The 23,095-nt window shown below is 54.6% G+C and carries 26 protein-coding genes; 17 read left to right on the top strand and 9 right to left on the bottom strand.

The window, feature by feature from the left end; translation table 11 throughout:
- Window positions 1–45 precede the first annotated feature (45 nt).
- Complete coding sequence (locus BCF46_RS04515; protein WP_342768411.1) at window positions 46–933, bottom strand: LysR family transcriptional regulator; 888 nt, start codon at window positions 931–933, stop codon at window positions 46–48.
- 142 nt (window positions 934–1,075) lie between these two features.
- Between BCF46_RS04515 and BCF46_RS04520 the strand changes: the two genes are divergently transcribed.
- The 11 genes from BCF46_RS04520 to trmD all read left to right on the top strand — a co-directional run bounded on the left by BCF46_RS04520 (window position 1,076) and on the right by trmD (window position 7,626).
- Window positions 1,076–1,555, top strand: coding sequence for a hypothetical protein (locus BCF46_RS04520; protein ID WP_121022106.1), 480 nt, complete (start codon window positions 1,076–1,078; stop codon window positions 1,553–1,555).
- A 195-nt stretch (window positions 1,556–1,750) separates the two neighbouring features.
- Window positions 1,751–3,244: a signal recognition particle protein gene (ffh, locus tag BCF46_RS04525; RefSeq protein ID WP_121022108.1), complete on the top strand. Its 1,494-nt coding sequence runs from the start codon at window positions 1,751–1,753 to the stop codon at window positions 3,242–3,244.
- The gene (locus tag BCF46_RS04530; RefSeq protein WP_121022110.1) at window positions 3,241–3,753 is read left to right on the top strand and encodes a GNAT family N-acetyltransferase; all 513 of its coding nucleotides are present in this window, start codon (window positions 3,241–3,243) and stop codon (window positions 3,751–3,753) included. Before ffh ends, BCF46_RS04530 begins: the two co-directional genes overlap by 4 nt.
- Complete coding sequence (locus BCF46_RS04535; protein ID WP_121022112.1) at window positions 3,753–4,355, top strand: GNAT family N-acetyltransferase; 603 nt, start codon at window positions 3,753–3,755, stop codon at window positions 4,353–4,355. The genes BCF46_RS04530 and BCF46_RS04535 overlap by 1 nt, the downstream gene beginning before the upstream one ends.
- Window positions 4,348–4,641 (top strand): chorismate mutase, encoded by a 294-nt coding sequence (locus BCF46_RS04540; protein ID WP_121022114.1) that lies wholly within the window; start codon window positions 4,348–4,350, stop codon window positions 4,639–4,641. Before BCF46_RS04535 ends, BCF46_RS04540 begins: the two co-directional genes overlap by 8 nt.
- 45 nt (window positions 4,642–4,686) lie before the next feature.
- The gene (gene rpsP / locus BCF46_RS04545) at window positions 4,687–5,112 is read left to right on the top strand and encodes a 30S ribosomal protein S16 (protein WP_073142425.1); all 426 of its coding nucleotides are present in this window, start codon (window positions 4,687–4,689) and stop codon (window positions 5,110–5,112) included.
- Between the two features lie 14 nt (window positions 5,113–5,126).
- On the top strand, window positions 5,127–5,756 hold the full coding sequence (gene bluB, locus BCF46_RS04550) for a 5,6-dimethylbenzimidazole synthase (RefSeq protein WP_121022116.1): 630 nt from the start codon (window positions 5,127–5,129) through the stop codon (window positions 5,754–5,756).
- The gene (locus BCF46_RS04555; protein ID WP_121022118.1) at window positions 5,753–6,175 is read left to right on the top strand and encodes an EVE domain-containing protein; all 423 of its coding nucleotides are present in this window, start codon (window positions 5,753–5,755) and stop codon (window positions 6,173–6,175) included. Before bluB ends, BCF46_RS04555 begins: the two co-directional genes overlap by 4 nt.
- Window positions 6,172–6,318, top strand: a complete 147-nt coding sequence (locus BCF46_RS19710; protein ID WP_170157860.1) for a hypothetical protein — start codon at window positions 6,172–6,174, stop codon at window positions 6,316–6,318. The genes BCF46_RS04555 and BCF46_RS19710 overlap by 4 nt, the downstream gene beginning before the upstream one ends.
- Window positions 6,315–6,821, top strand: a complete 507-nt coding sequence (gene rimM / locus BCF46_RS04560) for a ribosome maturation factor RimM (RefSeq protein WP_121022120.1) — start codon at window positions 6,315–6,317, stop codon at window positions 6,819–6,821. The genes BCF46_RS19710 and rimM overlap by 4 nt, the downstream gene beginning before the upstream one ends.
- Before the next feature lies 1 nt (window position 6,822).
- Window positions 6,823–7,626 (top strand): tRNA (guanosine(37)-N1)-methyltransferase TrmD, encoded by an 804-nt coding sequence (trmD, locus tag BCF46_RS04565; RefSeq protein WP_121022122.1) that lies wholly within the window; start codon window positions 6,823–6,825, stop codon window positions 7,624–7,626.
- Here the strand turns inward: trmD and BCF46_RS04570 are convergent.
- Entirely contained in the window at window positions 7,623–8,651 is a 1,029-nt protein-coding gene (locus BCF46_RS04570; protein WP_121022124.1) for an NADP-dependent oxidoreductase, read from the bottom strand. The two genes, trmD and BCF46_RS04570, sit on opposite strands and share 4 nt — an antisense overlap.
- Window positions 8,652–9,017: 366 nt before the next feature.
- Here BCF46_RS04570 and rplS point away from each other — a divergent pair, with 366 nt between their 5' ends.
- On the top strand, window positions 9,018–9,392 hold the full coding sequence (rplS, locus tag BCF46_RS04575) for a 50S ribosomal protein L19 (RefSeq protein WP_073142406.1): 375 nt from the start codon (window positions 9,018–9,020) through the stop codon (window positions 9,390–9,392).
- 11 nt (window positions 9,393–9,403) lie between these two features.
- Window positions 9,404–9,625, top strand: a complete 222-nt coding sequence (rpmE, locus tag BCF46_RS04580) for a 50S ribosomal protein L31 (protein WP_121022126.1) — start codon at window positions 9,404–9,406, stop codon at window positions 9,623–9,625.
- A 161-nt stretch (window positions 9,626–9,786) separates the two neighbouring features.
- Here rpmE and BCF46_RS04585 read toward each other — a convergent pair whose 3' ends face one another.
- Together BCF46_RS04585 and BCF46_RS04590 are read right to left on the bottom strand one after the other, a co-directional pair.
- Complete coding sequence (locus BCF46_RS04585) at window positions 9,787–10,176, bottom strand: YybH family protein (protein ID WP_121022128.1); 390 nt, start codon at window positions 10,174–10,176, stop codon at window positions 9,787–9,789.
- A gap of 73 nt (window positions 10,177–10,249) precedes the next feature.
- On the bottom strand, window positions 10,250–11,017 hold the full coding sequence (locus tag BCF46_RS04590; RefSeq protein ID WP_211332766.1) for a helix-turn-helix transcriptional regulator: 768 nt from the start codon (window positions 11,015–11,017) through the stop codon (window positions 10,250–10,252).
- 208 nt (window positions 11,018–11,225) lie between these two features.
- Here BCF46_RS04590 and BCF46_RS04595 point away from each other — a divergent pair, with 208 nt between their 5' ends.
- On the top strand, window positions 11,226–12,038 hold the full coding sequence (locus BCF46_RS04595; protein WP_121022130.1) for a division plane positioning ATPase MipZ: 813 nt from the start codon (window positions 11,226–11,228) through the stop codon (window positions 12,036–12,038).
- Here BCF46_RS04595 and BCF46_RS04600 read toward each other — a convergent pair.
- The gene (locus BCF46_RS04600) at window positions 12,035–12,400 is read right to left on the bottom strand and encodes a hypothetical protein (RefSeq protein ID WP_121022132.1); all 366 of its coding nucleotides are present in this window, start codon (window positions 12,398–12,400) and stop codon (window positions 12,035–12,037) included. The genes BCF46_RS04595 and BCF46_RS04600 overlap by 4 nt on opposite strands.
- A 432-nt stretch (window positions 12,401–12,832) precedes the next feature.
- On the opposite strand from BCF46_RS04600, the gene BCF46_RS04605 reads away from it, so the two are divergent.
- Together BCF46_RS04605 and BCF46_RS04610 are read left to right on the top strand one after the other, a co-directional pair.
- Window positions 12,833–13,942, top strand: a complete 1,110-nt coding sequence (locus tag BCF46_RS04605) for a tyrosine-type recombinase/integrase (RefSeq protein WP_121022134.1) — start codon at window positions 12,833–12,835, stop codon at window positions 13,940–13,942.
- A gap of 154 nt (window positions 13,943–14,096) precedes the next feature.
- Window positions 14,097–14,273, top strand: a complete 177-nt coding sequence (locus tag BCF46_RS04610) for a helix-turn-helix transcriptional regulator (protein WP_121022309.1) — start codon at window positions 14,097–14,099, stop codon at window positions 14,271–14,273.
- 78 nt (window positions 14,274–14,351) lie between these two features.
- On the opposite strand, the gene BCF46_RS20160 is transcribed toward BCF46_RS04610, so the two are convergent.
- The 3 genes from BCF46_RS20160 to BCF46_RS04625 form a co-directional block, all read right to left on the bottom strand.
- A complete protein-coding gene (locus tag BCF46_RS20160; RefSeq protein WP_121022136.1) occupies window positions 14,352–14,828 on the bottom strand; it encodes an RHS repeat-associated core domain-containing protein in 477 nt (158 codons plus the stop codon).
- 143 nt (window positions 14,829–14,971) lie between these two features.
- Window positions 14,972–15,427, bottom strand: a complete 456-nt coding sequence (locus BCF46_RS04620; protein WP_121022138.1) for a hypothetical protein — start codon at window positions 15,425–15,427, stop codon at window positions 14,972–14,974.
- Window positions 15,428–15,441: 14 nt separating this feature from the next.
- Window positions 15,442–19,455 (bottom strand): RHS repeat domain-containing protein, encoded by a 4,014-nt coding sequence (locus tag BCF46_RS04625; protein WP_170157861.1) that lies wholly within the window; start codon window positions 19,453–19,455, stop codon window positions 15,442–15,444.
- Between the two features lie 901 nt (window positions 19,456–20,356).
- Here BCF46_RS04625 and BCF46_RS04630 point away from each other — a divergent pair.
- On the top strand, window positions 20,357–21,262 hold the full coding sequence (locus BCF46_RS04630; RefSeq protein WP_121022142.1) for a methyltransferase domain-containing protein: 906 nt from the start codon (window positions 20,357–20,359) through the stop codon (window positions 21,260–21,262).
- A gap of 213 nt (window positions 21,263–21,475) precedes the next feature.
- Here BCF46_RS04630 and BCF46_RS04635 read toward each other — a convergent pair whose 3' ends face one another.
- Window positions 21,476–23,071: a GspE/PulE family protein gene (locus BCF46_RS04635; RefSeq protein WP_147435946.1), complete on the bottom strand. Its 1,596-nt coding sequence runs from the start codon at window positions 23,069–23,071 to the stop codon at window positions 21,476–21,478.
- Between the last annotated feature and the right edge of the window lie 24 nt (window positions 23,072–23,095).

A 23,095-nucleotide genomic window follows, 5' to 3' on the forward strand; every position in this document is an offset into this window, starting at 1 on the left:
CATTCCTAGTTTCTCTGGGATCAACGCTCAAACTCACTCTGGTTCCTAGAGGTCGGCCCAGCCCTTAGCTTCTTCTTTAAGGAAGGTCACAAAGGAATGCACCTTGGCGGTCCGATGCAAGTCCACATGGGTCACGCACCAGAACGTCGAAGACCAACTTGGATCAGATGGCAACACTTCTTTCATGTCAGGATGCGCATTGCCGATATATCCCGGCAGGAAACCAATCCCTGCCCCTGCGATGACTCCGTCTTGGACGGTATTGGTGTCGGAGCATCTGTAGACCACGTTCTCGTCCGGCACGTGCTCCCCAATCCAGCGCATGAACGGCGCACGCACGTTCAGGGTAGATACTCTACAAAAACGGTGGTTGGGGATATCCTCGATCCCGTTCAGAGGTCCGTGGCGGAAAATGTAGTCTTTATGCGCATAAAGCCCCATTGGCATTTTCGCCAATTCTTGGACAATATTGTCAAGGTCATCCCCCGGTGCGCCCGCACGCATTGCCACATGGGCCTCGCCATACTCAAGGCGCAGCGGACGCGTGTCGACGATCAGCTCAGCGCGGATGTCGGGATTGTCAGCTTGGTATTTCGCAATCGTCCGCGCCATCAACGGCGACATCTGCGGCAGGCAAGTGACGATGAGATCACCTGAGACCGATGCCCCACGACCGTGGATACGCCCGGCAAGCTGCGTCAGCTGATCTTCGGTGGCAGCCGCAACAGTCAACAAATCCTCGCCGGCTTCCGTAGGCGTGTAGCCGCGCGCGTGACGTTGAAATAGCTTCGCCCCTAGCTTGCCCTCTAGGCTGTCGATATGCCGGATCACCGTGGCATGGTGCACACCCAGCACCTCGGCCGCAGCGCTAACTGTGCGAAGGCGGGCCACTTGATAAGCCGTCCGGTACTCGTCCCAATTGTCGATATCCATGGGCTTCGCCTCCTAATATTTGTGCAATAACGCGCGAACTTCCCGCAGTAACTCCAGTTCCGTTTAATTTTGCAAGTAAAACTCGCGTTGCACTCGCCGGCAAACCCTTCTCAATCTGTACCCCTTTGATAAGGTCCGGCTTATGAAAGTGACCCGCAATATCCCCGAACAACTCATTGTTGAAAACCGCCCTTGGATTACATCACTCGTCTTGGCTGCGGGCGGGCTGCTGTTTATTGGCATTGGAATATCTACTTTCCTGAGCGGCGAGCTAATGGGCCTGGTCATCATGGTGATCGGGCTCGGTCCCCTCGGAATGCTGGTCCCCTTTAGTCGCCGCACGCAGGCTCTATTCCTCAGACCAGAAGGCAAACTCATCATTCGACGGCGTTCACTGCTTGGTGGATCCGTGATCGAGCACAGTCTTGACGAAATTGGGCAAGCCATCGTGCAAAGCAGTTCAGGTGACAGTGGCGACACTCATCGTGTGGCCCTGATCTTTCCCGACGGCCAAAGTGCCGGCATCCATCCGCTAACGCAGGTTTATGATAATTTCGGCGACCACCAGGTCATGGCAAACACAATCAACGCGTGGCTTGACTCTAAAGGCCCCACAGCGTAACTCGCCCACAACATCCGGAAGCACCAGACTTCCGGTCCCCGCCTTGTGCAGGGATCGCCCCCCATCAGCGCGTCGCGCCCGTGGGGGCCAAACTGCTTGTTTGGACCCACTTGTGACAAGTGGCGGGGCAATTGTCGTTTAGCCGGTCCGTGCTTAGGTAGGGATCACATGTGAGAATGAAGGAGCCGAGAGCCCATGTTTGAGAACCTGTCCGAACGCCTCTCCGGCGTCTTTGATAAGCTCACAAAGCAAGGCGCGCTGTCCGAGGACGATGTCAAAACCGCCCTGCGCGAGGTGCGTGTCGCCTTGCTGGAAGCCGACGTCTCTCTCTCCGTGGCCCGCGACTTCGTTAAAGCCGTGGCCGACAAGGCCACCGGTCAGAACGTCACCAAGTCGATCACCCCCGGCCAGCAGGTCGTCAAGATCGTCCATGACGAGCTGAAACATGTGCTGGCGGGCGACAACGAAGAACCCGGCGAGCTGAAGATCGACAGCCCCCCCGCCCCCATCCTGATGGTGGGCCTGCAAGGCTCCGGTAAGACCACGACCACCGGCAAGCTGGCCAAGCGGCTAAAAGAGAAGAACAACAAGCGCGTGTTGATGGCGTCGCTCGACGTGAACCGCCCTGCGGCGATGGAGCAGCTGGCGATCCTTGGCGTGCAGGTCGGCGTCGACACCCTGCCCATCGTCAAGGGCGAGAAGCCCGTCGACATCGCCAAACGCGCCAAACAGCAGGCGACCTTGGGCGGCTACGACGTCTACATGCTCGACACTGCGGGCCGCCTGCAAATCGACGAAGTGTTGATGCAGGAAGTCGAAGACGTCCGCGACATCGTCAAGCCGCGCGAAACGCTGCTGGTCGTCGACGGCCTGACAGGTCAGGTCGCCGTTGAAGTGGCTGAGGAGTTCGACGGCAAAATCGGCATCTCCGGCGTGGTACTGACCCGTATGGATGGCGACGGTCGCGGCGGTGCTGCATTATCTATGCGCGCAGTCACCGGCAAACCGATCAAGTTCGTCGGTCTTGGCGAAAAGATGGACGCGCTGGAGACGTTCGAGCCGGACCGCATCGCAGGCCGCATCCTCGGGATGGGCGACATCGTCGCTTTGGTCGAGAAGGCGCAAGAAACCATCGAGGCCGAACAGGCCGAGAAGATGATGAAGCGCTTCCAGAAGGGTCAGTTCAACATGAACGACCTGAAAAACCAGCTTGAGCAGATGCTCAAGATGGGCGGGATGGAAGGCCTCATGGGCATGATGCCCGGCATGAAGAAAATGGCAGGCCAGGCCAAAGAGGCTGGTATGGACGACAAGATGCTGAAACAGCAGATTGCCCTGATCCAGTCGATGACCAAACGCGAACGCGCCAACCCGCAGCTTTTGCAGGCGTCGCGCAAGAAGCGCATCGCCAAGGGGTCTGGCATGGAGGTCTCCGACCTCAACAAACTTCTGAAGATGCAGCGCCAGATGGGCGATATGATGAAGAAGATGGGCAAAGGCGGGATGCTGAAACAGGCCATGAAAGGCATGTTCGGCAAGGGCGGCATGCCCGATATGAACGACCCGGCGGCCATGGAAGCCGCCGCCAAGCAGATGGGCGCGAAGCTGCCCGGCGGAATGGGTGGTATGCCCGGCATGGGTGGCGGCGCGCTGCCCCCCGGCCTGTCAGGGTTCGGCAAAAAAAAATGAACGCCCCCACCCTTCATACAGAGCGCCTGACGCTGCGCCCCTTGGCCTTGAGCGACTTCGAGCCGCTGGCCGAGTTCTATGAGAGCGACCGCTCCCGCTTCGTTGGTGGCCCCAAGCGTCCGGACGAGACGTGGCGCGCGCTGGCAAGCGAGATCGGCCACTGGACGTTGCGAGGCTATGGTCGGTTCGGCGTGGACGAGACTGCCACCGGAAAGTTCGTCGGCATGGTAGGCCCATGGTATCCCCACGCATGGCCCGAAGAAGAACTAGGCTGGGACCTGATGAACGGCTTCGAAGGACGCGGCTACGCGACCGAGGCCGGTTTAGCGACCCGCAACTACGCCTACAAAACACTGGGGTGGAAAACCGCGATCAGCCTCGTGGCCGAAGGTAATGAGGGCTCCGCCAACGTGGCCAAACGCATGGGTGCCACGTGGGAGCGCACGCTCGATCACCCGGCATTTGGCGCGATGAATGTCTACCGCCACCTTAGCGCGGAGGCCGCGTAATGGGCCACCGCGACATCCCCGTGCTGGAAACCGAGCGTCTGGTCCTGAAAGGGCCGGAGCCTCAGGACTATCCTAACTTCAAGGCGACCTTCACCAGCTTCCGCGCACGCTACATGGGCGGGCCGTTGAACCCGTATGAGGCGTGGATGCTCTATGCGGCCGAAATCGGCCACTGGGAAATTCGCGGCTTCGGCATGTGGATGATCCACGACAAAGAAACCGACGCCACGCTTGGCATGGCAGGCGGCTGGCAACCCGCCATGTGGCCGGAGCGCGAACTGGCTTGGATCATCTGGCCCGAAGTTGCGGGCAAAGGCTATGCGCTGGAAGCCGTCGACGCCGCACGCCGCTATTTCTACAATTCCGGCTGGGAAGGTGCTGTCAGCTACCTTGACCCCTACAATCTGGATTCCGTCCGTCTGGCCGAGCGTCTGGGCTGCGTGAAAGACAAAGAAGCGAAATCAATCGGGGATGACGACGCGGTCTACCGCCACCCTGCCCCCGCTGCGCTGAACGACACGCAACTGTCCCACGGCATCGCCATGGAAGTTAGCCATTACCAAGACCCTGCCTTCAAACCGAAAGGGTTCGCACTTGACTGATGCCGTCACAAAAGCCGCCGAGCTGTTGAAAGAGCACCGCGCCAGCATCGACCGTTTGGACGCGATCCTTGTCTATACGTTAGGCGAGCGGTTCAAGCACACCCAAGCCGTCGGCAAGCTGAAGGCCGAGCATAACCTGCCGCCGTCGGATCCCGACCGTGAGGCAAAACAAATCAACCGTCTGGAAGACTTGGCAAAACGCGCCGATCTGGACCCCGAATTCGCCAAATCCTTCCTGAATTTCATCATTCGGGAAGTCATCCAAAACCATAAAACGTTTCAATAATTTCGGACACTTGTCCGGCACAGCCATCTTAAGGAGAACTACACAATGGCAATGAAAATCCGTCTGGCCCGTGGTGGGTCCAAAAAGCGCCCCTTCTACCGTGTTGTCGCAGCCGACACGCGCATGCCACGTGACGGCCGTTACGTCGAGAAATTGGGCACATACAACCCGCTGCTGCCCAAAGACAGCGAAGAGCGTGTGAAGCTCGACATGGAACGCGTGCAATACTGGCTCGACCAAGGCGCACAGCCTTCCGACCGTGTGTCCCGCTTCCTCGAAGCTGCTGGTGTTATCGAGAAGAAAGAGCGCGCTAACCTGAAAAAAGGCGAGCCGGGCAAGAAAGCTCAGGACCGCGTTGAAGAGAAAGCCGCAAAAGCTGCTGCCGCTGCTGAAGCTGCCGCTGCTCCGGCTGAGGCTCCTGCAGAAGAAGCACCAGCTGAAGAAGCTGCTGCTGAAGCATCCGCAGAGTAATCTGCGCTTGAGCAATGCGTGAATTCGAACCGGATTTCCGGGACGAGCTATATGAGTTGATGCGGTGGCGGCGCGATGTGCGCCGCTTCCGCACCACACCCGTGGACGAGGCACTGCTGATGCGGTGCCTCGACGCATTTTCGCATGCCCCCTCCGTGGGCCTGTCGGAACCTTGGCGCATCGTGCGTGTCGAGAGCGCCGAAGCGCGCGCCGCCGCTCGCGCCAATTTCGAGGTCGCCAATGCCGAGGCCCTTGCCCGCTATGACGGAGACCAAGCTGACAATTACGCAAAACTGAAACTGGCGGGCATGGACCAAGCGCCGGTGCAACTTGCGGTCTTTTGCGACGAAGCTACGACCAAAGGTCACGGCCTAGGGGCAGGCTCCATGCCTGAGATGCGCCGCTATTCGGTGGTGTCCGCAGTCACCCTGTTCTGGCTCGCCGCGCGTGCCGAGGGGTTGGGACTTGGCTGGGTCTCTGTTCTGGACCCTGCGCAGCTGTGCCATGATCTCGACGTACCCAAGGACTGGGCCCTGATCGGCTATTTCTGCATCGGCTACCCCGAAGCGGACCACGAGACACCCGAATTGCTGCGCGAAGGCTGGGAAGCGCGCGCCGCCTCGCTGGATATCCGAAGCATATGAGCCCGCGTTACGTCATAGGTGTCGTCCATGCGGCCCATGTTGCGGCGGGCAAGCGGCAGGGCTTTGTGGCCTTCAGCTACGGCAAGGAAGCCGCCGTGCGCAATCTGGATGTGGGCGACAAGGTGATCTTCTACGCGCCAAAGACCGAGTTTGACGGCGACCCAGTGCAGGCATTCGTGGGCCACGCCACCATCACCGGCGACGCCCCGCGGCAGATGGATTACATGACCGGCCTGCCTGCATGGGTGCGGGATGCGGAGTTTGACGACGTGATCGAAGTTCCCGTGCGTCCGCTCTTGGAGGACTTGTCCTTTGTCCCCCGCCCCAGCCATTGGGGGATGGCATTCCGCCAAGGTAAATTTACAATCCCCGAGGCCGACTACCGGCTGATCGCCAATGCCATGGGGCTCGACACATGATCCGACGTCTGTTCACGCTGGTGTTTATGGGGCTGGCCTTCTATGGCGGGCTCAAGGTAGAGCGCGGGCTGTCGGAAGGCCGCTGCACCCATGCGGGCGGTGCCATGGTCGACGGGGTTTGCATTGGAGCACGTTCAGAATGAGCAAAGATAAAATCGTTGTCGGTGCAATTGCCGGATCCTTCGGCGTCAAAGGCGAGGTGCGGCTGAAAAGCTTCTGCGCCACCCCCGAGGATATCGCGTTGTACTCCCCACTCACGGGCGACAACGGCGTGGACTACACGCTGAAGATCACCCGTCAGGTCAAAAACGGCTTTGCCGCCCGTCTGTCCGGCATTCGCTTCAAGGACGAGGCGGACGCGCTCCGCGGTGTCAAACTGTCGGCAGACCGCGACTTGCTGCCCTCCCTGCCAGACGACGAATATTACCACGCCGACCTGATGGGGCTGGATGTGCTGGATACCGGCGGCGAGGTTATTGGCAAAGTCGCAGCGGTCCTGAACCACGGAGCGGGCGACATTCTGGAGCTGCGCGGTCCAAGCCTCAAAGGCTCGGTCCTGCTGCCCTTTACGCTTGACGCGGTGCCGACGGTCGACCTTGCCGCAAAGCGCATCATCATCGACCCGCCGGAAGGCCTGCTGGATTAGCATGAGCATCCCGTCCAGATCCCATGGTCGCAAGACCATTTCCGCCTCGCTCACGCCAAGCGATCTGATGGCAGAACCAACACGCCTTAAGGGCGCTTGGGCCGCCAAGATCATAACGCTGTTCCCGGAAGCTTTTCCGGGGGTGTTGGGGGCGTCGCTGACAGGCAAGGCGCTGCAAGAGGGCAAGTGGACTTTGGACGCAATCGACCTGCGCATCTTTGGCGAAGGCAAGCACCGCAATGTAGACGACACGCCTTATGGCGGTGGTGCTGGCATGGTGCTGCGGGCCGATATCGTCGGCAAGGCGCTGGACTTCGCCAAGCGCGGCACATCGGAGCGCGCCAAATGGCCGGTGGTCTACCTGTCACCGCGCGGCAAACCTTTTACCCAAGCGAAAGCAGCGGAATGGGCGGAAGCCGATGGCATCACCATGCTATGCGGGCGGTTTGAAGGTGTGGATCAGCGGGTATTGGATCACTACGAAATCGACGAAGTCAGCTTGGGTGACTTCGTTCTGACCGGCGGCGAGATCGCAGCGCAGGCGATGATCGACGCGACCGTTCGCTTGTTGCCGGATGTGCTGGGAAATGCGGACTCGACTGAGGACGAAAGCTTCTCCGACGGTATAACGCTGGAACACCCGCAATACACCCGCCCCGCCGAGTGGCGCGGCTTGGGGGTTCCGGATATTCTGACCTCCGGCGACCATGGAAAAGTCGATGCGTGGCGTCGCGAGCAATCAGAAGCGTTGACCAAAGCGCGCCGGCCCGATCTGTGGGCCAAGCGCGAAGAGGGTGAAGGCTAGACCTTCACCACCATTTTGCCAAAGCTGCGGCCTTCGAGCAGGTCGTTCAACGCGGCGGGCGCGTTTTCCAGACCGTCAACGACCTGCTCTTTGTACTTCACTTTGCCGTCGGCCAGCCATCCGGTCATCTCGGCGGCGAACTCTTTGTAAGTCTCCGGCCCGAAGCTGTCGAAGATGATGAAGCCCTGAACCTTGACCTTCATCCGCAGGATTGTGCCCATGATGACCGGTCCCATGTCAGGGCCATCTGGCAAGCCCGGCAGGTTGTACCAAGCCACCATGCCGCACACAGGCATCCGCGCGAACGGGTTCAGCAGGGGCAGCACGCCGTACAGCACCTTGCCTCCGACATTCTCGAAATAGACGTCGATTCCGTCCGGACAGGCGTCTTTCAGCTGGGCCGCAAAGTCGTCGGCCTTGTGGTCGATGCACGCATCAAACCCGAGATTGTCGACCACATGCGCGCATTTCTCAGCACCACCCGCAACACCCACTACGCGGCAGCCTTTGAGTTTGGCGATCTGGCCCACGGTGGCGCCCACCGGGCCGGAGGCGGCGGCGACAACAACTGTCTCGTCCGGCTTGGGTTCGCCAATTTTCAGCAGGCCCGCGTAAGCAGTGTAGCCCGGCATCCCCATGATGCCCAAAGCCCATGACGGGTTCGCCGGATCAGCGCCAAGGTTCAAAACCTGATCGCCATTCGAGACCGCGTAATCCTGCCAACCGCTGCCGGACAGCACGTAGTCGCCTTCGGCAAAGCCTTTGACGTCGGAGGTGACGACTTGTGCGACCGCCTGCCCCGTCATGATCTCGCCCAGCTTGACCGGCTCGGCATAGGATTTTGCGTCGTTCATCCGGCCGCGCATGTAAGGATCAAGCGACAGGTAGACTGTGCGCAGCAGCATCTCGCCTGCACCTGCGGTGGGGATGTCGGTCTGCTCAAGGCGCAAGGTGTTGTCGTCCGGCAGGCCCTGAGGGCGCTCGGCCAGAACGATGCGGCGGTTGCTTTTGTCTGATTGTGTCATGGGACGCTCCTTGGGTATGTTTCCTTCAAGGATGGGCCGTGCAGGTACGCGCTTCAACCGTTCCGCTGCGAATTGCGCTAAAAATCGTGTCTGGGGTGATGGCCGCTTGATCTACGCGGCGAACCCTCCTATACCCCGCCAATCTGGAATCAGAATACTGACCGGAGCCTTTGTTTTATTGGCCATCCAACGCGCTTTTTTCGGTGCACATTGTGGATGCAAAGCTTGGGCGCACAAAGCAACGTCGATCTAATCTCTGGCGGGCGCTTTCTCGGAAACGGGGGCGGACCCGGAAGAAAACCAAGAGCTCTTAGAACGCGAGACATATTCTCCGGGTAAACCGGGATCAGAAAAGGAGCGTTTCAGATGAACCTGATCGCACAACTAGAAGCGGAACAAATCGCCGCTTTGGGGCACGATATCCCCGACTTCAAAGCGGGTGACACCATCCGCGTTGGCTACAAAGTGACCGAAGGTACACGTAGCCGTGTTCAGAATTACGAAGGCGTTTGCATCGCACGTAACAACGGCAAAGGTATTGCCGGTTCGTTCTGCGTGCGCAAAATCTCCTTCGGCGAGGGCGTGGAACGTGTGTTTCCACTGCACTCCACCAACATCGACAGCATCACCGTTGTGCGTCGTGGCCGCGTTCGTCGCGCCAAGCTGTACTATCTGCGTTCGCGTCGCGGTAAATCCGCTCGTATCGCCGAGGATTCCAACTACAAAGCGCCTAAGGCGTAAGGGGAACTGTCATGAAAAAAGATACTCACCCAGAATACCACACCATCAACGTCAAAATGACCGATGGAACAGTGCTTGAAATGAAATCCACTTGGGGCGCTGAAGGCGACCAGATTTCTTTGGACATTGACCCTTCCGTGCACCCAGCATGGACTGGCGGCAACCAGCGTCTGCTCGACACAGGCGGTCGTGTCTCCAAGTTCAAAAACAAATACGAAGGTTTGGGATTCTAAGAGCCACACCCTTCGACGCAGATCAAAGCCGCACCCTTCGGGGGGCGGCTTTTTTTGATACGGAGGCGGTTGTAAAGCATCAGATGTGCGGAAACAAAGCGGACCTTCCTAGAAGATCCGCTTGTCTCTGTCCTTAAGTCTATGCGGAGGCTCGACCCCACTCAGCGTCCTTGCACAAGGTGATCCCCAAACGGATTGTCGATCACCATCAACCAGCGCCCATCGGCCTGCTTGCGCAGGACCACGGTTGAAAACCCGAACTGCTCAATGGGAAAACCATCTGGTGTTTGTCCTGTCATTTTCCAAGTGGATGAGTGAAGGGCGATATCACCGGCTTGAACAACTTCATGGTTTGTCACTGAAATCTGAGGGTTAATCGCCATGAACCCTTTGAACGCTTCACGCAATGCTGGCGTTCCTTGGGCTATCACTCCGGGTTGACCAACCAAAACCCCGTTCGGCTCAAAAGTGGCGATAACGCCCTCCATGTCGCCTGTGGCAACTGCTGTGTTGTTTGCGTTGATCGTTGCATCAATCTGATCGTGTTCCATTGCGTGACATCCTTTGTGTTCGTCGGGTTACAAAGGCAGCCTAACTAAGCCACATGTCAGAAAGTGGCAGTAGTCATTTGCGGGGCACCTCCGAGGACTCAAGCTCTCGCCAGAGCTTAATCAAATCGTGACGACGGCGCGGGTATCGTGTTGGCAGTTCCGACAACGACACCATACGGTCCGTCCGAAAATGCCGGATGTCATCGCGCAATTCACACCAAGCCGAAATCAAACGCCCGCCATCCATGTAGCTGATAAAAAACGGCCAGATGACGCGCTCCGACGGTTTGCCTGCGGCGTCCGCATAGCCAATGCTCAACTTGCGCTCCAAGTGAATGGCCTGCCTAATCGCAGATATATCAACGCTTTCTTGGCGCGCATGGCCGCTCGGCATGACTTCCAGATATTTTGCCTCAACGCGATCAGTCAGTTCAACCGGCAGGACAGCGGTCAAACGTGCCATGGCTTTACGCGCCGCTTCGGCCATGGGCTTATCTGCCTTGTCTGCAACCCAAAGCGAGCCAAGAACAAGCGCGTCCACTTCCTCGACAGTGAACATGATCGGCGGTAGCAGGAAGCCTGAGCGCAAAATATACCCAACGCCCGGTTCGCCCTCAATGCTGGCACCAAGCGCGCGTAACGACGCAATATCGCGATAGAGCGTGCGGATTGAGACGTTCAGAGTTTCCGCCAGATCGCTTCCGGAAACAGGTCGCCGATGGCTTCGGAATTCCTCAACCAAGTTCAAAAGGCGTTCGGCTCGTGAAATGCTGATCTCCTTTAACTCGTTCCCTTTGTGCCGATTGCCGACCTTCTTCGCGCCGAAGAAACTTGTCAACAACGGCCAAAACAATCCGTTGGAATTTAAGGCGCGGGTCGGCATCGCATCGCAAATTCCAAACTCACCTCAAAGAGAATAAATCACAGCATAATTGGATCGAGCTATGGACTGCAAACTTTGCGCCGGTTTTGCTTCCCCTCGTCCCGCCCCGTGCTTATAACCGCCTCAAACCCCAGCAAGGGGCACGCACTAGAATACGGGACAGAACATGGCCGCGCATATCATCGTCTTTGGCAACGAAAAGGGCGGATCGGGTAAATCCACCAATTGCATGCATGTGACCACCGCGCTTGTACGCGCCGGTTTCACTGTAGGCGCGCTAGATTTGGACCTGCGTCAGCGCAGTCTCTCTCGGTATTGCGAAAACCGCTTACGCTATTCCAACAAGAATGACCTCAACCTGCCTTGCCCAGAAATCGTCGAACTACCTGAGGTTGATCCGGCCTCTCTTGGCGCAGGTGAAAACATCTATGACCGCCGCCTAACGGAAGCAGTCGCAGGCATGGAAGGCCGCTTTGATTTCATCGTTATCGATTGCCCCGGCTCTCACACTCGGCTGAGCCAGGTGGCGCACTCGCTGGCAGATACTCTGGTTACGCCGCTGAACGACAGCTTCATCGACTTCGACCTTCTGGCTCGTATCGAGCCAGAAACGCAGAAAATCATCGGCCCTTCAGTCTATGCCGAGATGGTATGGCAGGCGCGCCAATTGCGCGCGCAGGCCGGTCTCTCGCCGATTGACTGGATCGTGGTGCGTAACCGCGTTGGCACCCAGCGCATGCACAATAAGAAAAAGATCACAGATGCAGTAGACGCTTTGGCTAAGCGCATCGGGTTTCGTGTCGCCCCCGGCTTCTCGGAGCGGGTTATTTTCCGCGAGTTGTTTCCACGCGGCCTGACATTGCTGGACTTGGGCGATACCGGGGTAAAGAACCTCAACATCTCCAACATTGCTGCGCGGCAAGAAGTGCGTGAGTTGATGAAGGCGCTGCGCCTGCCAGACGTCGAGGTGGCGTTCTAACCGCCGGTATAATGATCTTCAGATTGGATCACATGCTGTATCTGGCGCTGCCGGAGCGCCTGTAAGCTGCTATGCGCGGCTTGCGGCCCCTCTCTACGCGAGATCGAAGGTCCGACTGAGCTATAGCCGCCCCTATTGGGTCGTGCGTCTAGTCCGGTCAGCTGATCACCACCCGCGATCATTTCCATCAAGGTGGTATTGGATGCAAAGTAAGTCGCGAATTTCTCAGCAAGACCCATATATACCTCGCCACGTTCCAGCTTGCCTGACGCCATTCCAGCGAACATCATAGAACTCGCCGCGAGCGTGAACGCAAAGAAGAACAGTTGAATGCGTTTAAAGACCGCAGCGAAGATGCTCATCGCACACCTTCAATCGTGACAGTTGCGTTAGATGCGTTCAGATATTCGGAAATTCGCATAGCGATGTTGGTCCACGAGCAGGGTTAAACTTCGATGAAAGTCCTTCACAATTGAGGCAATTCGCAGGCACGCCGCTGTAGTTTTTATGAAAAGTGATCAGATCGTCTGGACGACAATCATCCAACAAGGGCAAACGCGTTGTCACTCGCGGACAACCGATGGGTCTATTGGCGGATAAGGAAAGTGGCGCGCTGGGGAGGATTCGAACCCCCGACCCCTTGATTCGTAGTCAAGCTTAATAGCTGAACACTGATTTACATAGATACATCAAAAGTATATAAAATGAGTGACTTATGGGTTTTTAGGTAAGCATAGCTGAACATACCGACCCCCTATTACGTACACGATTCATGAGACTAAAAAGAGACTAAAATGAAGATGCGCCTCACTGACCTGTCGGTAAAGAAGCTGAAATCACCCACCTCCGGGCAAGTGACGCATTGGGATGAGGTTACACCGGGATTTGGCATTCGCTGCTCAACCAAGAGCAAATCATACGTCGTGATGTATGGCGAGCGCAGACTGCTAAAGACCCTCGGGCGATACCCAGCCCTATCGCTGGCAGAAGCCAGGAAGCGTGCCAAACTGTTCATGGCCACCGAAGCATCCTTGGAAACGCCAAACCAAGAGTATGATTTCGAAGATCTGGTTGAGGTATATCTGGAAGACTGTAGACTACGCTTGCGAGGCAACACCTTGCAGGGCTATTCGCTGTACCTCAAACAAGTGAAGCTCTCAGGCCGGATTTCGCAGATTACCCAGGGCGAAATCCTACGTGCAATTGAGCGATACACCAAAAGCCCATCAAGCCAGAATTATGCCTTCACTACGCTCAAAGTGTTTTTTAACTGGGCGGTGAAACGACAACACCTTACTTCCAACCCGCTTTCTGTATTGGGCAGGCCACACAAATCTCAGTCGCGCGAACGCGTCTTATGTGACGAGGAGCTTAAGCTGCTTTTGCGGTATACACTCATGCATCAAGGAGATCGTTTCCATGACATCGTGAGCCTGCTGATAATGACCGGACAGCGCCGTGGCGAGATAGCCGATCTGCAATGGTCAGAGGTCGAAACTGATACGCTGGTCTTTTCTCGTAATCGAACGAAGAACAAAAGGGCTCATACGGTCCCGCTTGGTTCGCAAGCCATTGAATTACTGCACTACATCGATGGCGGAGAGGTGCACGTCTTTGGGACTGCCCTGAGCGACGTACCCTTTAGCGGATGGTCACGCGCTCAGCGTCGTTTGGTCAAGGAAACAGGCCTCGCGCATTTTACGCTGCATGATCTCAGGCGGACCTTCGCAACCAACCAAGCGCGTTTGGGCACGCCCATTCATGTGACCGAGAAGCTGCTAAACCATATTTCGGGGACGATCAGTGGCGTGGCTGCCGTATACAATCGTCATTCGTACCTGGACGAGATGCGGGCTGCGGTTGCTGCACATGATGAGTATTTGACGGACCTACTCGCAACGTGACTACTGCCGCTTGAATGGATGCCCAACATTCACGCGAAACAGTCTGTTGCCGGGTTTTGCCTAGGTGAGCAGTTCGCAACAGTCTAGCCTTTCCTCGCCTAGGTCTTCGTACCCCTAGGGCGTCGCGATGCTCTTCAATCAAGGAGAGATCGTGATGCGGATACTATCGAAGAAGCAGGTGAAGGAATTAGTTCTATACTCGCCTCAACACATTTCACGGCTGGAAAAAGCCCAGAAGTTCCCTAAACGGATACAACTTGGCCCAAACCGAGTGGGATGGTTAGAGAGTGAAGTGCTAGACTGGCTCCGGCTCCGACTTGAAAGCCGATAGCCTCTTACGATGCTCCCGCTTGGGAGTATGGGGGTGGTCAAGCGTGCACAGCTTGGCCATCTCCGCCTGCTTTGAGAGCTACCTCACAGCCGTCGGTCGAAGCAATCCTCGCACCAGAGCATTATGACCAGTGGATGAACGGCACAGCCAAAGAGGCTCTGCTACCGTTGGCTCATTGCTCAAACAGCGACTATTCGCGTCCATTAGATTGCATTCGGCACAGCATTCTAAGTGCCGGTATCGTTTCAGTATCTTTTCCAAGTTTTCCATTTCCGAACTCCGGAATTTTTTTGATTTTAGTAGCTTGAAATCCACACTGAATAATCTTCCTGTGGGCCACAATATTAAGCAGGGTCGCCACACGTATCCATAGATACTCGACCCATCAACCAATCCAAGCGGATCGCCTTGGACGTAGCGTCCGAGAGTCGGATCATTGTCCCGCATCCAGTTCTGGTGCAAACCACTCTCAGATTGGAACCACTGGCCGGGGAAGCGCAGATTCATCGGAGTGCCTGTAGCCGAAATCGGTTTCCTGCAACGTGGTGACACCATCGGTGTTCACCGCATCAGTCAGACGGTAGCTCTGCTCATAAGTAAATGTCCGTGTGTATCGTCGGTTGACTAAGAAACTAGGCAAAGGGAAAATGAACGAGACGAGCGTCTAGGAAACAATGGCCCCTCACATAAAAGAAAACCTAAATACCAGAAACATTCTTCCAAAACCATTTGTCGTGGTGGCCAGATGACCCAATGACAAATTTGCAATAAGACAAAAACGAGCTTTTTTGCGCTTGATTCAGATAAGTTTTGAAGAACTTGCTTCTTTCCGTTATCGGAGTTGTTGCATACTTCTTACTTTGAGAAAGCAAGTAAGTTAGCGCGGTTAATTCATACCGGTCAGTTTCCAAAGAACGCTGCATAGCTAGACCGATCAGAGAAACTCCTTCAGAAGAACTGGCATCCGCGATTAAAAAGGTCTCTCGCTCAAAATCAGTTACAGAAATATCGCTTAGTCGTTCCAAACCCATACCGTTCATGACTTCGACCAAGCCTTGAGACCACGCCCCTTTCTTGTGCTTGATGTCAATATTTTGCAAATCGTAGTCATCAATGATTGACTCGAGTAGATGTTTTTTTTCTATTATATTCACGCTTAGCTCACATTCTAACGAAGACTACCGAAAAGTCCGAAAGACTTTCGTCTTAGGAGGCTGTTGCAGTTGGTCCAGTTACTGCAGTCTTTTACTCTTCTGTTAGTTTCGCCTTCTGGACTAAAATCGCCTGGAAGACCGTTTATTGGAGGGCAATAAGCATCCCGTTCTTTTCTAGCTGTGCATAATTCTCCCCATTGCTTAGTCTTGTAAAATAGGGTTATCACACTATCGTTGGGTACGCACTTTTTTGGTTTCTGCGCTTTCGCCTGCCTCACACGTTCGCGGAATGACTCACACGGGTCACCGCATTGAGCTCCGCCTGAGGAGTTTGGGAGTTTTCGTGGGAACCCAAAAGGCGAACTCTGCTCCCCGCTAGGATCAGCGTATCTCCCCGGGTTCTGCATTGCATATCCATATACGCTTGACCCATCGACCAATCCAAGCGGATCACTTTGTATGTAGCGCCCGAGAGTCGGATCATAGTCCCGCATCCAGTTCTGGTGCAGCCCGCTCTCAGACTGGAACCACTGACCGGGGAACCGCAGGTTCATCGGAGTACCTGTGGACGTATGCACACCACCGAACGGCAGGTATGTTGCCTCCCACACCTTCGCACCCAAGCTATCGGTCGCGAATATCGGCTTGCCGATGTGATCCGCACGCACGTAGTAGACTTGGCTGTTCTCAATCACGGCGACGGGTATATCGCCGAGCCAGACATATTCCCGAAGCAGCGTCTTGGTCTTCGTCCCGATTGGCACCTCGTACTCAGATATCCGCTGCCCGCCAGGACCGAAGAACGAGTGGTGTTCAACTCCGTCTTGTGTCAACCGGCGCACAACCTGTTGGCCAACGGCATCATATTGATACTCTTCCTGAGCCACCCCAAATATCGAGAAGGTATCCATGCGCCCTGCTGCATCGTAATCATAGCCGTAGCCGGTGCCCGAGCGATCGTCATAGGTCACATTTCCTGCCGCATCATGGGTAAAAGTTCTGACTGCGGCACTCGCCCGTGAGACAGAGTCCAAACGGTTATTCGTTGCCCCATAGGAGTAACTGTCCGTGACCCCAGCTGCCATCCGCGAAATGCGATTGCCGACGAGATCATAGCTATAGTCCAGCGTCCCATAGTCGCCAACGGCGGAGGCAAGGAACTCCCGCGCCTCGTATGTGAAAGTCTCTGACTGGCTGAGCAGAAGGTTATCGACAGTGGATGTCAGGTTGTCGCGTGTGGAATAGCCGTAATCGGTATCCTGCAACGTGGTGACACCATCGGTATCCACAACATCAGTCAGACGGTAGCTCTGATCATAGGTGAATGTCCGCGTGAATCCATCCGCAAACTGCATCGACGCAACTGGACCGTTCGGCAGATGTGTTATCTGATCGACAATGGTTGTGATCGTATTGGTGCCAGGCGCTTGCTGCTTAATGGCCGTGATCCGATTGTCGTCGTCATACTCATAGTACACCCTTCTGGTAGACGGGTATTGGATCCAACTCACGTTGCCTGCGGTATCTTCCTTTACGTATTGCGAGAACGCAAGCTTGTTTGGATACTTAAATCTCTGCCCAAAGATTGGGCCATCAGCGTAGTACGCATAGGTGTACAAAATACGACGCCCATCGACGACGGTTAGGGAAGGCTTGCCAGTTGTTTCAACTTTCGACGGGTGATCATAGTAGAAGAAGCTATCGCCCTTACCGCCGGGGGGATAGTCAATCTTCGTAGGCCGACCAGAATTGTCATAGTCATATTGAACAAAAATCCCGCGGGCGTCCGTTTTGGAAGCCATTAATCCGCGACTATTATAGGTGTAGGTTGTCGTCCCCTTGTCCGGACTGATTTCTTGAATCAAATCACCAAAGCCATTGTAAATCTGACTTGTGACGAGCCCGCGTTGATCCGAATAAGACGTCATTTGGTCGTCAACATTGTGCGCAAGACCAACTTGCCCAGAGTTCCGGTCAACTTCAGAGATCAGACGGTTTAATGCATCAAAGCCGCGAGTGGTCACAAGGTTTTGCGGGTCGGTGATCGTTGCAAGATTATCTTCCACGTCATGAGAGAACTCAGTGATCTGACCATTCGCGCCTAGAATTTTTAGCAATCGGCCCAACTCATCATATTGAGTATCCTCGAAATACGCGATGCCAGCAGAGACATTTGAATGCTCCGTCCGTGTGCGGTTTCCCATATTGTCGTAGGTGTAGCTCGCGAGCTCTCCTTCTGGTGACGTAGTTGACACAAGTCTGCGCGCCTCGTCATAGGCGTAGACCCATGTGTTTCCGAGGGGATTTGTCATCGACACGACTTGACCAACTTCATCATAGGAATAGGACTGAGTTTGTGGAGTCCCGCCTTGTGGTAGGAAACTACTTGTGAGTACACGACCCTCAATATCGTAGGTCATTGTCCACTCATTCCCATCGGGCTGGGCAATATGTAGCGGCTGTCCGGCCTTATTGCGGGTCAGCACGTCGGTCACATGACCATTAGCGTCTGTAACCGTATCGAGATTACCGTTTGGGTCGTAGGTGTAGCTAGTCTCGTCAATCACACCATTCGCGACCAATCCCGGTCCATCGACCGTGGTGAGCAAGCTCAGGCCCAAGGCGTTTTGGCTATAGGTGTAGTCCCACTCTCTCGTCGTGCCGAATGTTGGGCTGGCCGCAAGGTTATCGGTTTGAATGTAGGTTAGCAGCTGCCCTGCCGCGGAATACGTAAAGTCCTCGATTAGCGTGTCGGTCTGCCTCTGTGTGGGCAGCCTCAGAACAGGATCCCAGGTCAGGGTCGTGATACGGGGTGAAGCCGAGGTCGCATCTTCATTGATCTGCGTCACAAGTCCCGCCGCGTTTCTGGACATAACTGTGCTCGCTCCATTGCGCTCAACTTGCCCCAGCGGAAGCCCCGTTCCACCAGATGAAGATGTCCCAAACGATGGTGTTAAAGTTGTCCCAAGGCAGTTGCTGGTTGGAAGGCCGTCTATCGTTTGAAGCGTCTTATGTAACGGAATACGGATGGTCTGACCGTTGACCGAAGCTAAGAGCAACGGCGTAACATAATTGTAGTCAGCCACCTTTCCTAACGGACCAGTAACCTTTGTCAGTAAATCTGAGACTTGATCGAACTCGTGACGCTCAGCTCCACCAAAGTGTTGGGTAGACACCACCTTCGGACCAACTTCGGAAAACCCCGGTGCTGCGGGTGTGGTCTGATACGTGAACTCCGCATAAGGAAAATCGGTCCCATTTGGCCTTAACCTTCCGTCATGAATAGTTGTGAGCAGCGGATGCGTCGTGGAAGCTACATAGTCATACTCATGCTGAAGTTCAGAGGTTGATTGTGCAACATCTGCAATATGCACAGTATCGAGCTGCGCAATTGTGCCATCAGATGTAACTGCGCTATATACGTAATTGAGTTCAACCGAAGGAGTAAAGCCTGTTGCCCCAATTTCGGGATCAATTTCGACTTTACTCACCATCGGGACAGCACCGACTGCCGGGTCGTATATGACCTCCACCCATGTCAGCTGAGCAACTTGTCCTCGATTGTCCTCAAACTGAGCGACCTGTCCGGCCGCATCCCGTAGAAACGTAATCGAGTAGCCGTCAGACCACTCTATTTGCTCCAACGCTTTCTTGTCGTCAGAGGTGTCTTCAAAGGTCCATTTTGTCCCCTTGCCGTCCGCCACAAAAGGACGGCCCGTAGCATCAACAGAGAGCTCGTAGCTCTTTTCCGGAAACAACGGCACCGACCCTGAGAGCCCGTCAAATAGGAATGAGAAACCATCACCGCGATTGAACACATAGTCCGGCGACGATGCACCAAGGTTGTTTGCGAACCCTGTGGCCAAGAAGGCATTAAATTCTCCGGCCCATATGCCCCCAAACCAGCGGATGGGGGATTGCAGGTGATGCTGCCCGGCAATCTTATCATCAGAGCGATAGTACCGCTTAATGCGGAAGCGATCATCCTTCGGTGAGATCCAGTCAGAGGCGACTTCCGTCTTGGTCAAAGAATTAATTACTGTTGGGTTTCCTGCGGACTTGCCCTCCACCGAGCAGGTATGCATGCGAGAGCATTCACCCAAGGTGGAGCTGAGCACGTTACCTGAGGAGTCAAAGCGGTAGCACTTTTGGACTACGTCGATTGACCACGGTGCATTGGGGTCCGTCGCTGGTTCATCTTGAACGCAAGTCGCCCTTGGGTTTCCAGAACTACTCTCGTTTTTTTCGACGCTCGAGAGCTTGTCCCCACGATACCCAGAGATCCAAGGGAACGGGGCACCAGAATTCTTACACGCTTCACTGGCAGATCCTCCAACGCCCGTTGTCCCTGGGTACCCAGATGGAGGAGGAGGAAGAAGTCCAGCAGTTTTCCACAAAGTTGAGTAGTATTCTTGCGCAAGCGTCGGTGTCGCTGCCAGCAAGAACGCCGCTAAAGCCAAAGCTTTGCGACCGCGATTGAAAATGCTCAAAATTAATACCCACCCAAAAAGATAATGACTTTGGACTACTCGAACTTAATATTTTCGTCGCGTCAACAGGAAATCAAAAAAGATGTCCGTGAAAAATGATCAAGTGAAGTATTCCATGATGAGCTCTGACCGAAGCCGAGATATTTTCCCCTCTAGGTGGGAATAGATACGACTGCAGTTTCACCTCGTAAGAATTGAGCATTTTTATCTGTTATTTTGACTTCACCCTGAGAAAGCCTCGTACGTTAGGCTGGAAAGTGACTTGAACAAACCGTGTATCATCGGCATGTTACCTGGAACGGCGATTCATGCAGCAAAGAGGATGGGCAACAAGTGCTTGGTATGTATTACCATATAGAACGCTTACTAAGCCGTCCCTAAGCGCAGTAACCCTTGCCACCATAGATCACTTGTCAGGTGCTAATTCCACGGGAAATATATGAGGAAAAACTTAACTGCAAAACAGCTCATCGAAAGAGACTGGAAATTCCCAACAGGTCATAGACTGGGCTATCAAGGTTTTGTCAGTGAAATGAAAGCAAAACGCCAGGAGCAATTGGAAGCATGGTCACTGCGCAGGCCTATGGCCAATTTCGAAGTGAACGACTATTTGGCCGCCTATCAAAACTATCCACCAGAAGAGTTTTCAGAGCCATATTCGGTGCCTGATGTCGCCTATGCGACCCACCTAAACTCCATGCAAAAAAAGTATTTGTCACGGTTCAAAAACGTTCGCCGTGCTTGGAGCAGAGTTCTTCGCTTTTTACCTGAAGCGATGCACAGTGGGGACAGGTTGCGGGTGCTGGAAATGTCTACGGCTCATGGTGCGACCCTGGAAGTATTGCGGCATTTTGGCCATGATGTCGTCGGCAACGATTTTAGTAATGATGGGCTCAGCTCTCGTGTGGGTGGTGGAACTCCATTGCGGCAGGTGAATAGCGACATTCCAGTAGAAAACGTAAATGAAGCTGACTGGCCCTATAAACCGATTATTGACAGTCTTGGGCTCGATGTCAGGCTTTTTGATGCAGGCAAGTTACCATACCCGTTTGACGCGGCGGAATTCGATGTGGTTCTTTGTTTTGACGCATTAGAGCATTATTGCCATCCAAAAGATTGGATGAAGATTGTTGATGAGTTCGTACGGATTTCAAAGAAAACTGTTGTTGTCCGCATAAACCCTATTCAACGCCACCTAATCCCAGATCAAGCCTATACGCCATATGTACAGAAGTTTTACCAGGCAATGCTAGAGTATAGTAAGTCTGGATTCAGATGTATCGTTACTGAGGCTGAATCAAATCAACCACTATATTTCAAGCTAATGAAAATCAGTGACAAATAGGCACTCGACCTCAGATCAAAGGTAGCTCATGTGCACAAGATTGGCGCGTTCTTGGCTCATCCAACGGTTCGCACCTCACTGTGCGAGCCGCACCAAGCGCTACGGTTCCGCTCGATCATAGATAGCGGTCAATTGCTGATCGTGAAGCCCCGACGGGATGTGTTACCATCTATGATCAATATATTGATGCCAACTTCGATGTCGGTGACGAGCTTAGAAGGCGGAAAGCTTCGCAACTTCCTCTAAACTCGTCTCATTCGCAGCTAATAGCCGTGATGCCACATCACTCATCTGATCGAAATTCCTGATTGAAGCTTGTGGAGACAATGCAGACCCGTCGACCATTTGAGCAATTTCCCTCCCCCCTGCATCCGTTACTGTCATCAATTCGGATACAACGCGACGACCTTTGTAGCCACTTGACAGACAAGTCTCGCACCCACTTCCCCCACAGGTTGTGCAAATGCGCCTGACTAGCCGTTGGGACAGCACTCCGCGCAGCGTTGCACCTAACAAATATGGTGGAACGCCGAGATCAATTAGCCTGTCAATAGCGGAGAGAGCGTCGTTAGTGTGAACTGTCGAAAGCACCAAGCGACCCAAGAGAGCAGCGCGTACAGCGATTTCGGCAGTTTCTTCATCCCTGATTTCGCCGATTAAGACAACGTTGGGATCTTGGCGTAAAATGGCTCTTAGAGCTCGCGCAAAGGTCATATCAATCTCAGGTTGCACCTGAACTTGGCTCACGCCTTCAATCGAGTACTCAATAGGGTCCTCAACTGTGATGATCTTGCGATTGTCGGAATTTATCTGAGATAGCGCTGTATAAAGCGTCGTCGTTTTACCGCTGCCTACTGGCCCCGCCACGAGGAAAATTCCGTTGGGTTTGTTGATGATTTCTTCTATTTCAGCAACGCGGGATAAAGGATACCCCAGTGCGTCCCAGGTCAAATCAATCTGAGCTTTGTCCAGCACTCGCACAACCATGCTTTCGCCATGCTGTGTTGGAAGAGTTGCGAGGCGCAGATCAATATTGCGCCCCTGAACGGAAATCCGTGCGCGACCATCTTGTGGCCGACGCTTCTCCGAGATGTTCATTCGCCCCATAATCTTTAAGCGGGATATAAAGGTCGCACACTCAGATTGATTAAGTTGGCGATGCAAGCGTAATTCGCCATCTACACGAATGCGAACACGCGCCGAAGCGTCCAAGACTTCAATGTGAATATCTGATGCGCGCGCATCAACTGCTTCCGCAATTAAATCGTTTACCTGGCTAATCACGGGGCCATCATTGGCGAGAGCCTGCAGGCGTAGGACATCAACCTCACCACCATGCGCCAGAATATCGGTTGAAGAACCTGTATCAAATAGGGCGCTGATTGATGCCTTGATCGTCGATCGGGTGGCGATGGCCGCTGTGCAAGCAAGCCCTAAGTGAAATGAAATGCTCTGCAACGCATCTTGCCCTCTGGGGTCACTGGTTGCGATCACCACCTCACCCGCATCATTTTTATAGAGCGGAACCGCTTCAACACGTTCAAGAAATCCACGTTCGAGCTTGTACGACCGCACCAAGTTACGGTCCAGAACATCGGGTTGGCAAATCGGCACATCAAGCCAATCTGCGATCTCTGCGAACAGTTGAGTCTCTGACGCCAACCCAAGCTCCATAATGGTCCGCTCAAACGAAGTGTTTGAACGGCTGCTAGCGGTTAGCGCACGTTCAGCATCTGTTTTGGAGAGGATGCTATTTTCCACCAAAAACCCTGCAAAATCTGAGTCATTAAAATCACGCAAGCTGTTCAAATCAGATCACCCCAGAATTGTTAT

Source organism: Litoreibacter meonggei (assembly GCF_003663885.1).
GTDB lineage: Bacteria > Pseudomonadota > Alphaproteobacteria > Rhodobacterales > Rhodobacteraceae > Litoreibacter > Litoreibacter meonggei.

Excerpts from the sequence above, each read along its gene's own strand:
- BCF46_RS04535 (WP_121022112.1), top strand. The coding sequence starts at position 3,753 with ATGGGCCACCGCGACATCCCCGTGCTGGAAACCGAGCGTCTGGTCCTG.
- BCF46_RS04600 (WP_121022132.1), bottom strand. The coding sequence starts at position 12,400 with ATGAGCATCTTCGCTGCGGTCTTTAAACGCATTCAACTGTTCTTCTTT.
- BCF46_RS04605 (WP_121022134.1), top strand. The coding sequence starts at position 12,833 with ATGAAGATGCGCCTCACTGACCTGTCGGTAAAGAAGCTGAAATCACCC.
- rplS (WP_073142406.1), top strand. The coding sequence starts at position 9,018 with ATGAACCTGATCGCACAACTAGAAGCGGAACAAATCGCCGCTTTGGGG.
- BCF46_RS04520 (WP_121022106.1), top strand. The coding sequence starts at position 1,076 with ATGAAAGTGACCCGCAATATCCCCGAACAACTCATTGTTGAAAACCGC.
- BCF46_RS04610 (WP_121022309.1), top strand. The coding sequence starts at position 14,097 with ATGCGGATACTATCGAAGAAGCAGGTGAAGGAATTAGTTCTATACTCG.
- rpmE (WP_121022126.1), top strand. The coding sequence starts at position 9,404 with ATGAAAAAAGATACTCACCCAGAATACCACACCATCAACGTCAAAATG.
- BCF46_RS19710 (WP_170157860.1), top strand. The coding sequence starts at position 6,172 with ATGATCCGACGTCTGTTCACGCTGGTGTTTATGGGGCTGGCCTTCTAT.
- BCF46_RS04585 (WP_121022128.1), bottom strand. The coding sequence starts at position 10,176 with ATGGAACACGATCAGATTGATGCAACGATCAACGCAAACAACACAGCA.
- ffh (WP_121022108.1), top strand. The coding sequence starts at position 1,751 with ATGTTTGAGAACCTGTCCGAACGCCTCTCCGGCGTCTTTGATAAGCTC.
- trmD (WP_121022122.1), top strand. The coding sequence starts at position 6,823 with ATGAGCATCCCGTCCAGATCCCATGGTCGCAAGACCATTTCCGCCTCG.
- BCF46_RS04570 (WP_121022124.1), bottom strand. The coding sequence starts at position 8,651 with ATGACACAATCAGACAAAAGCAACCGCCGCATCGTTCTGGCCGAGCGC.
- BCF46_RS20160 (WP_121022136.1), bottom strand. The coding sequence starts at position 14,828 with ATGGTGTCACCACGTTGCAGGAAACCGATTTCGGCTACAGGCACTCCG.
- rpsP (WP_073142425.1), top strand. The coding sequence starts at position 4,687 with ATGGCAATGAAAATCCGTCTGGCCCGTGGTGGGTCCAAAAAGCGCCCC.
- rimM (WP_121022120.1), top strand. The coding sequence starts at position 6,315 with ATGAGCAAAGATAAAATCGTTGTCGGTGCAATTGCCGGATCCTTCGGC.
- bluB (WP_121022116.1), top strand. The coding sequence starts at position 5,127 with ATGCGTGAATTCGAACCGGATTTCCGGGACGAGCTATATGAGTTGATG.
- BCF46_RS04515 (WP_342768411.1), bottom strand. The coding sequence starts at position 933 with ATGGATATCGACAATTGGGACGAGTACCGGACGGCTTATCAAGTGGCC.
- BCF46_RS04555 (WP_121022118.1), top strand. The coding sequence starts at position 5,753 with ATGAGCCCGCGTTACGTCATAGGTGTCGTCCATGCGGCCCATGTTGCG.
- BCF46_RS04530 (WP_121022110.1), top strand. The coding sequence starts at position 3,241 with ATGAACGCCCCCACCCTTCATACAGAGCGCCTGACGCTGCGCCCCTTG.
- BCF46_RS04630 (WP_121022142.1), top strand. The coding sequence starts at position 20,357 with ATGAGGAAAAACTTAACTGCAAAACAGCTCATCGAAAGAGACTGGAAA.
- BCF46_RS04595 (WP_121022130.1), top strand. The coding sequence starts at position 11,226 with ATGGCCGCGCATATCATCGTCTTTGGCAACGAAAAGGGCGGATCGGGT.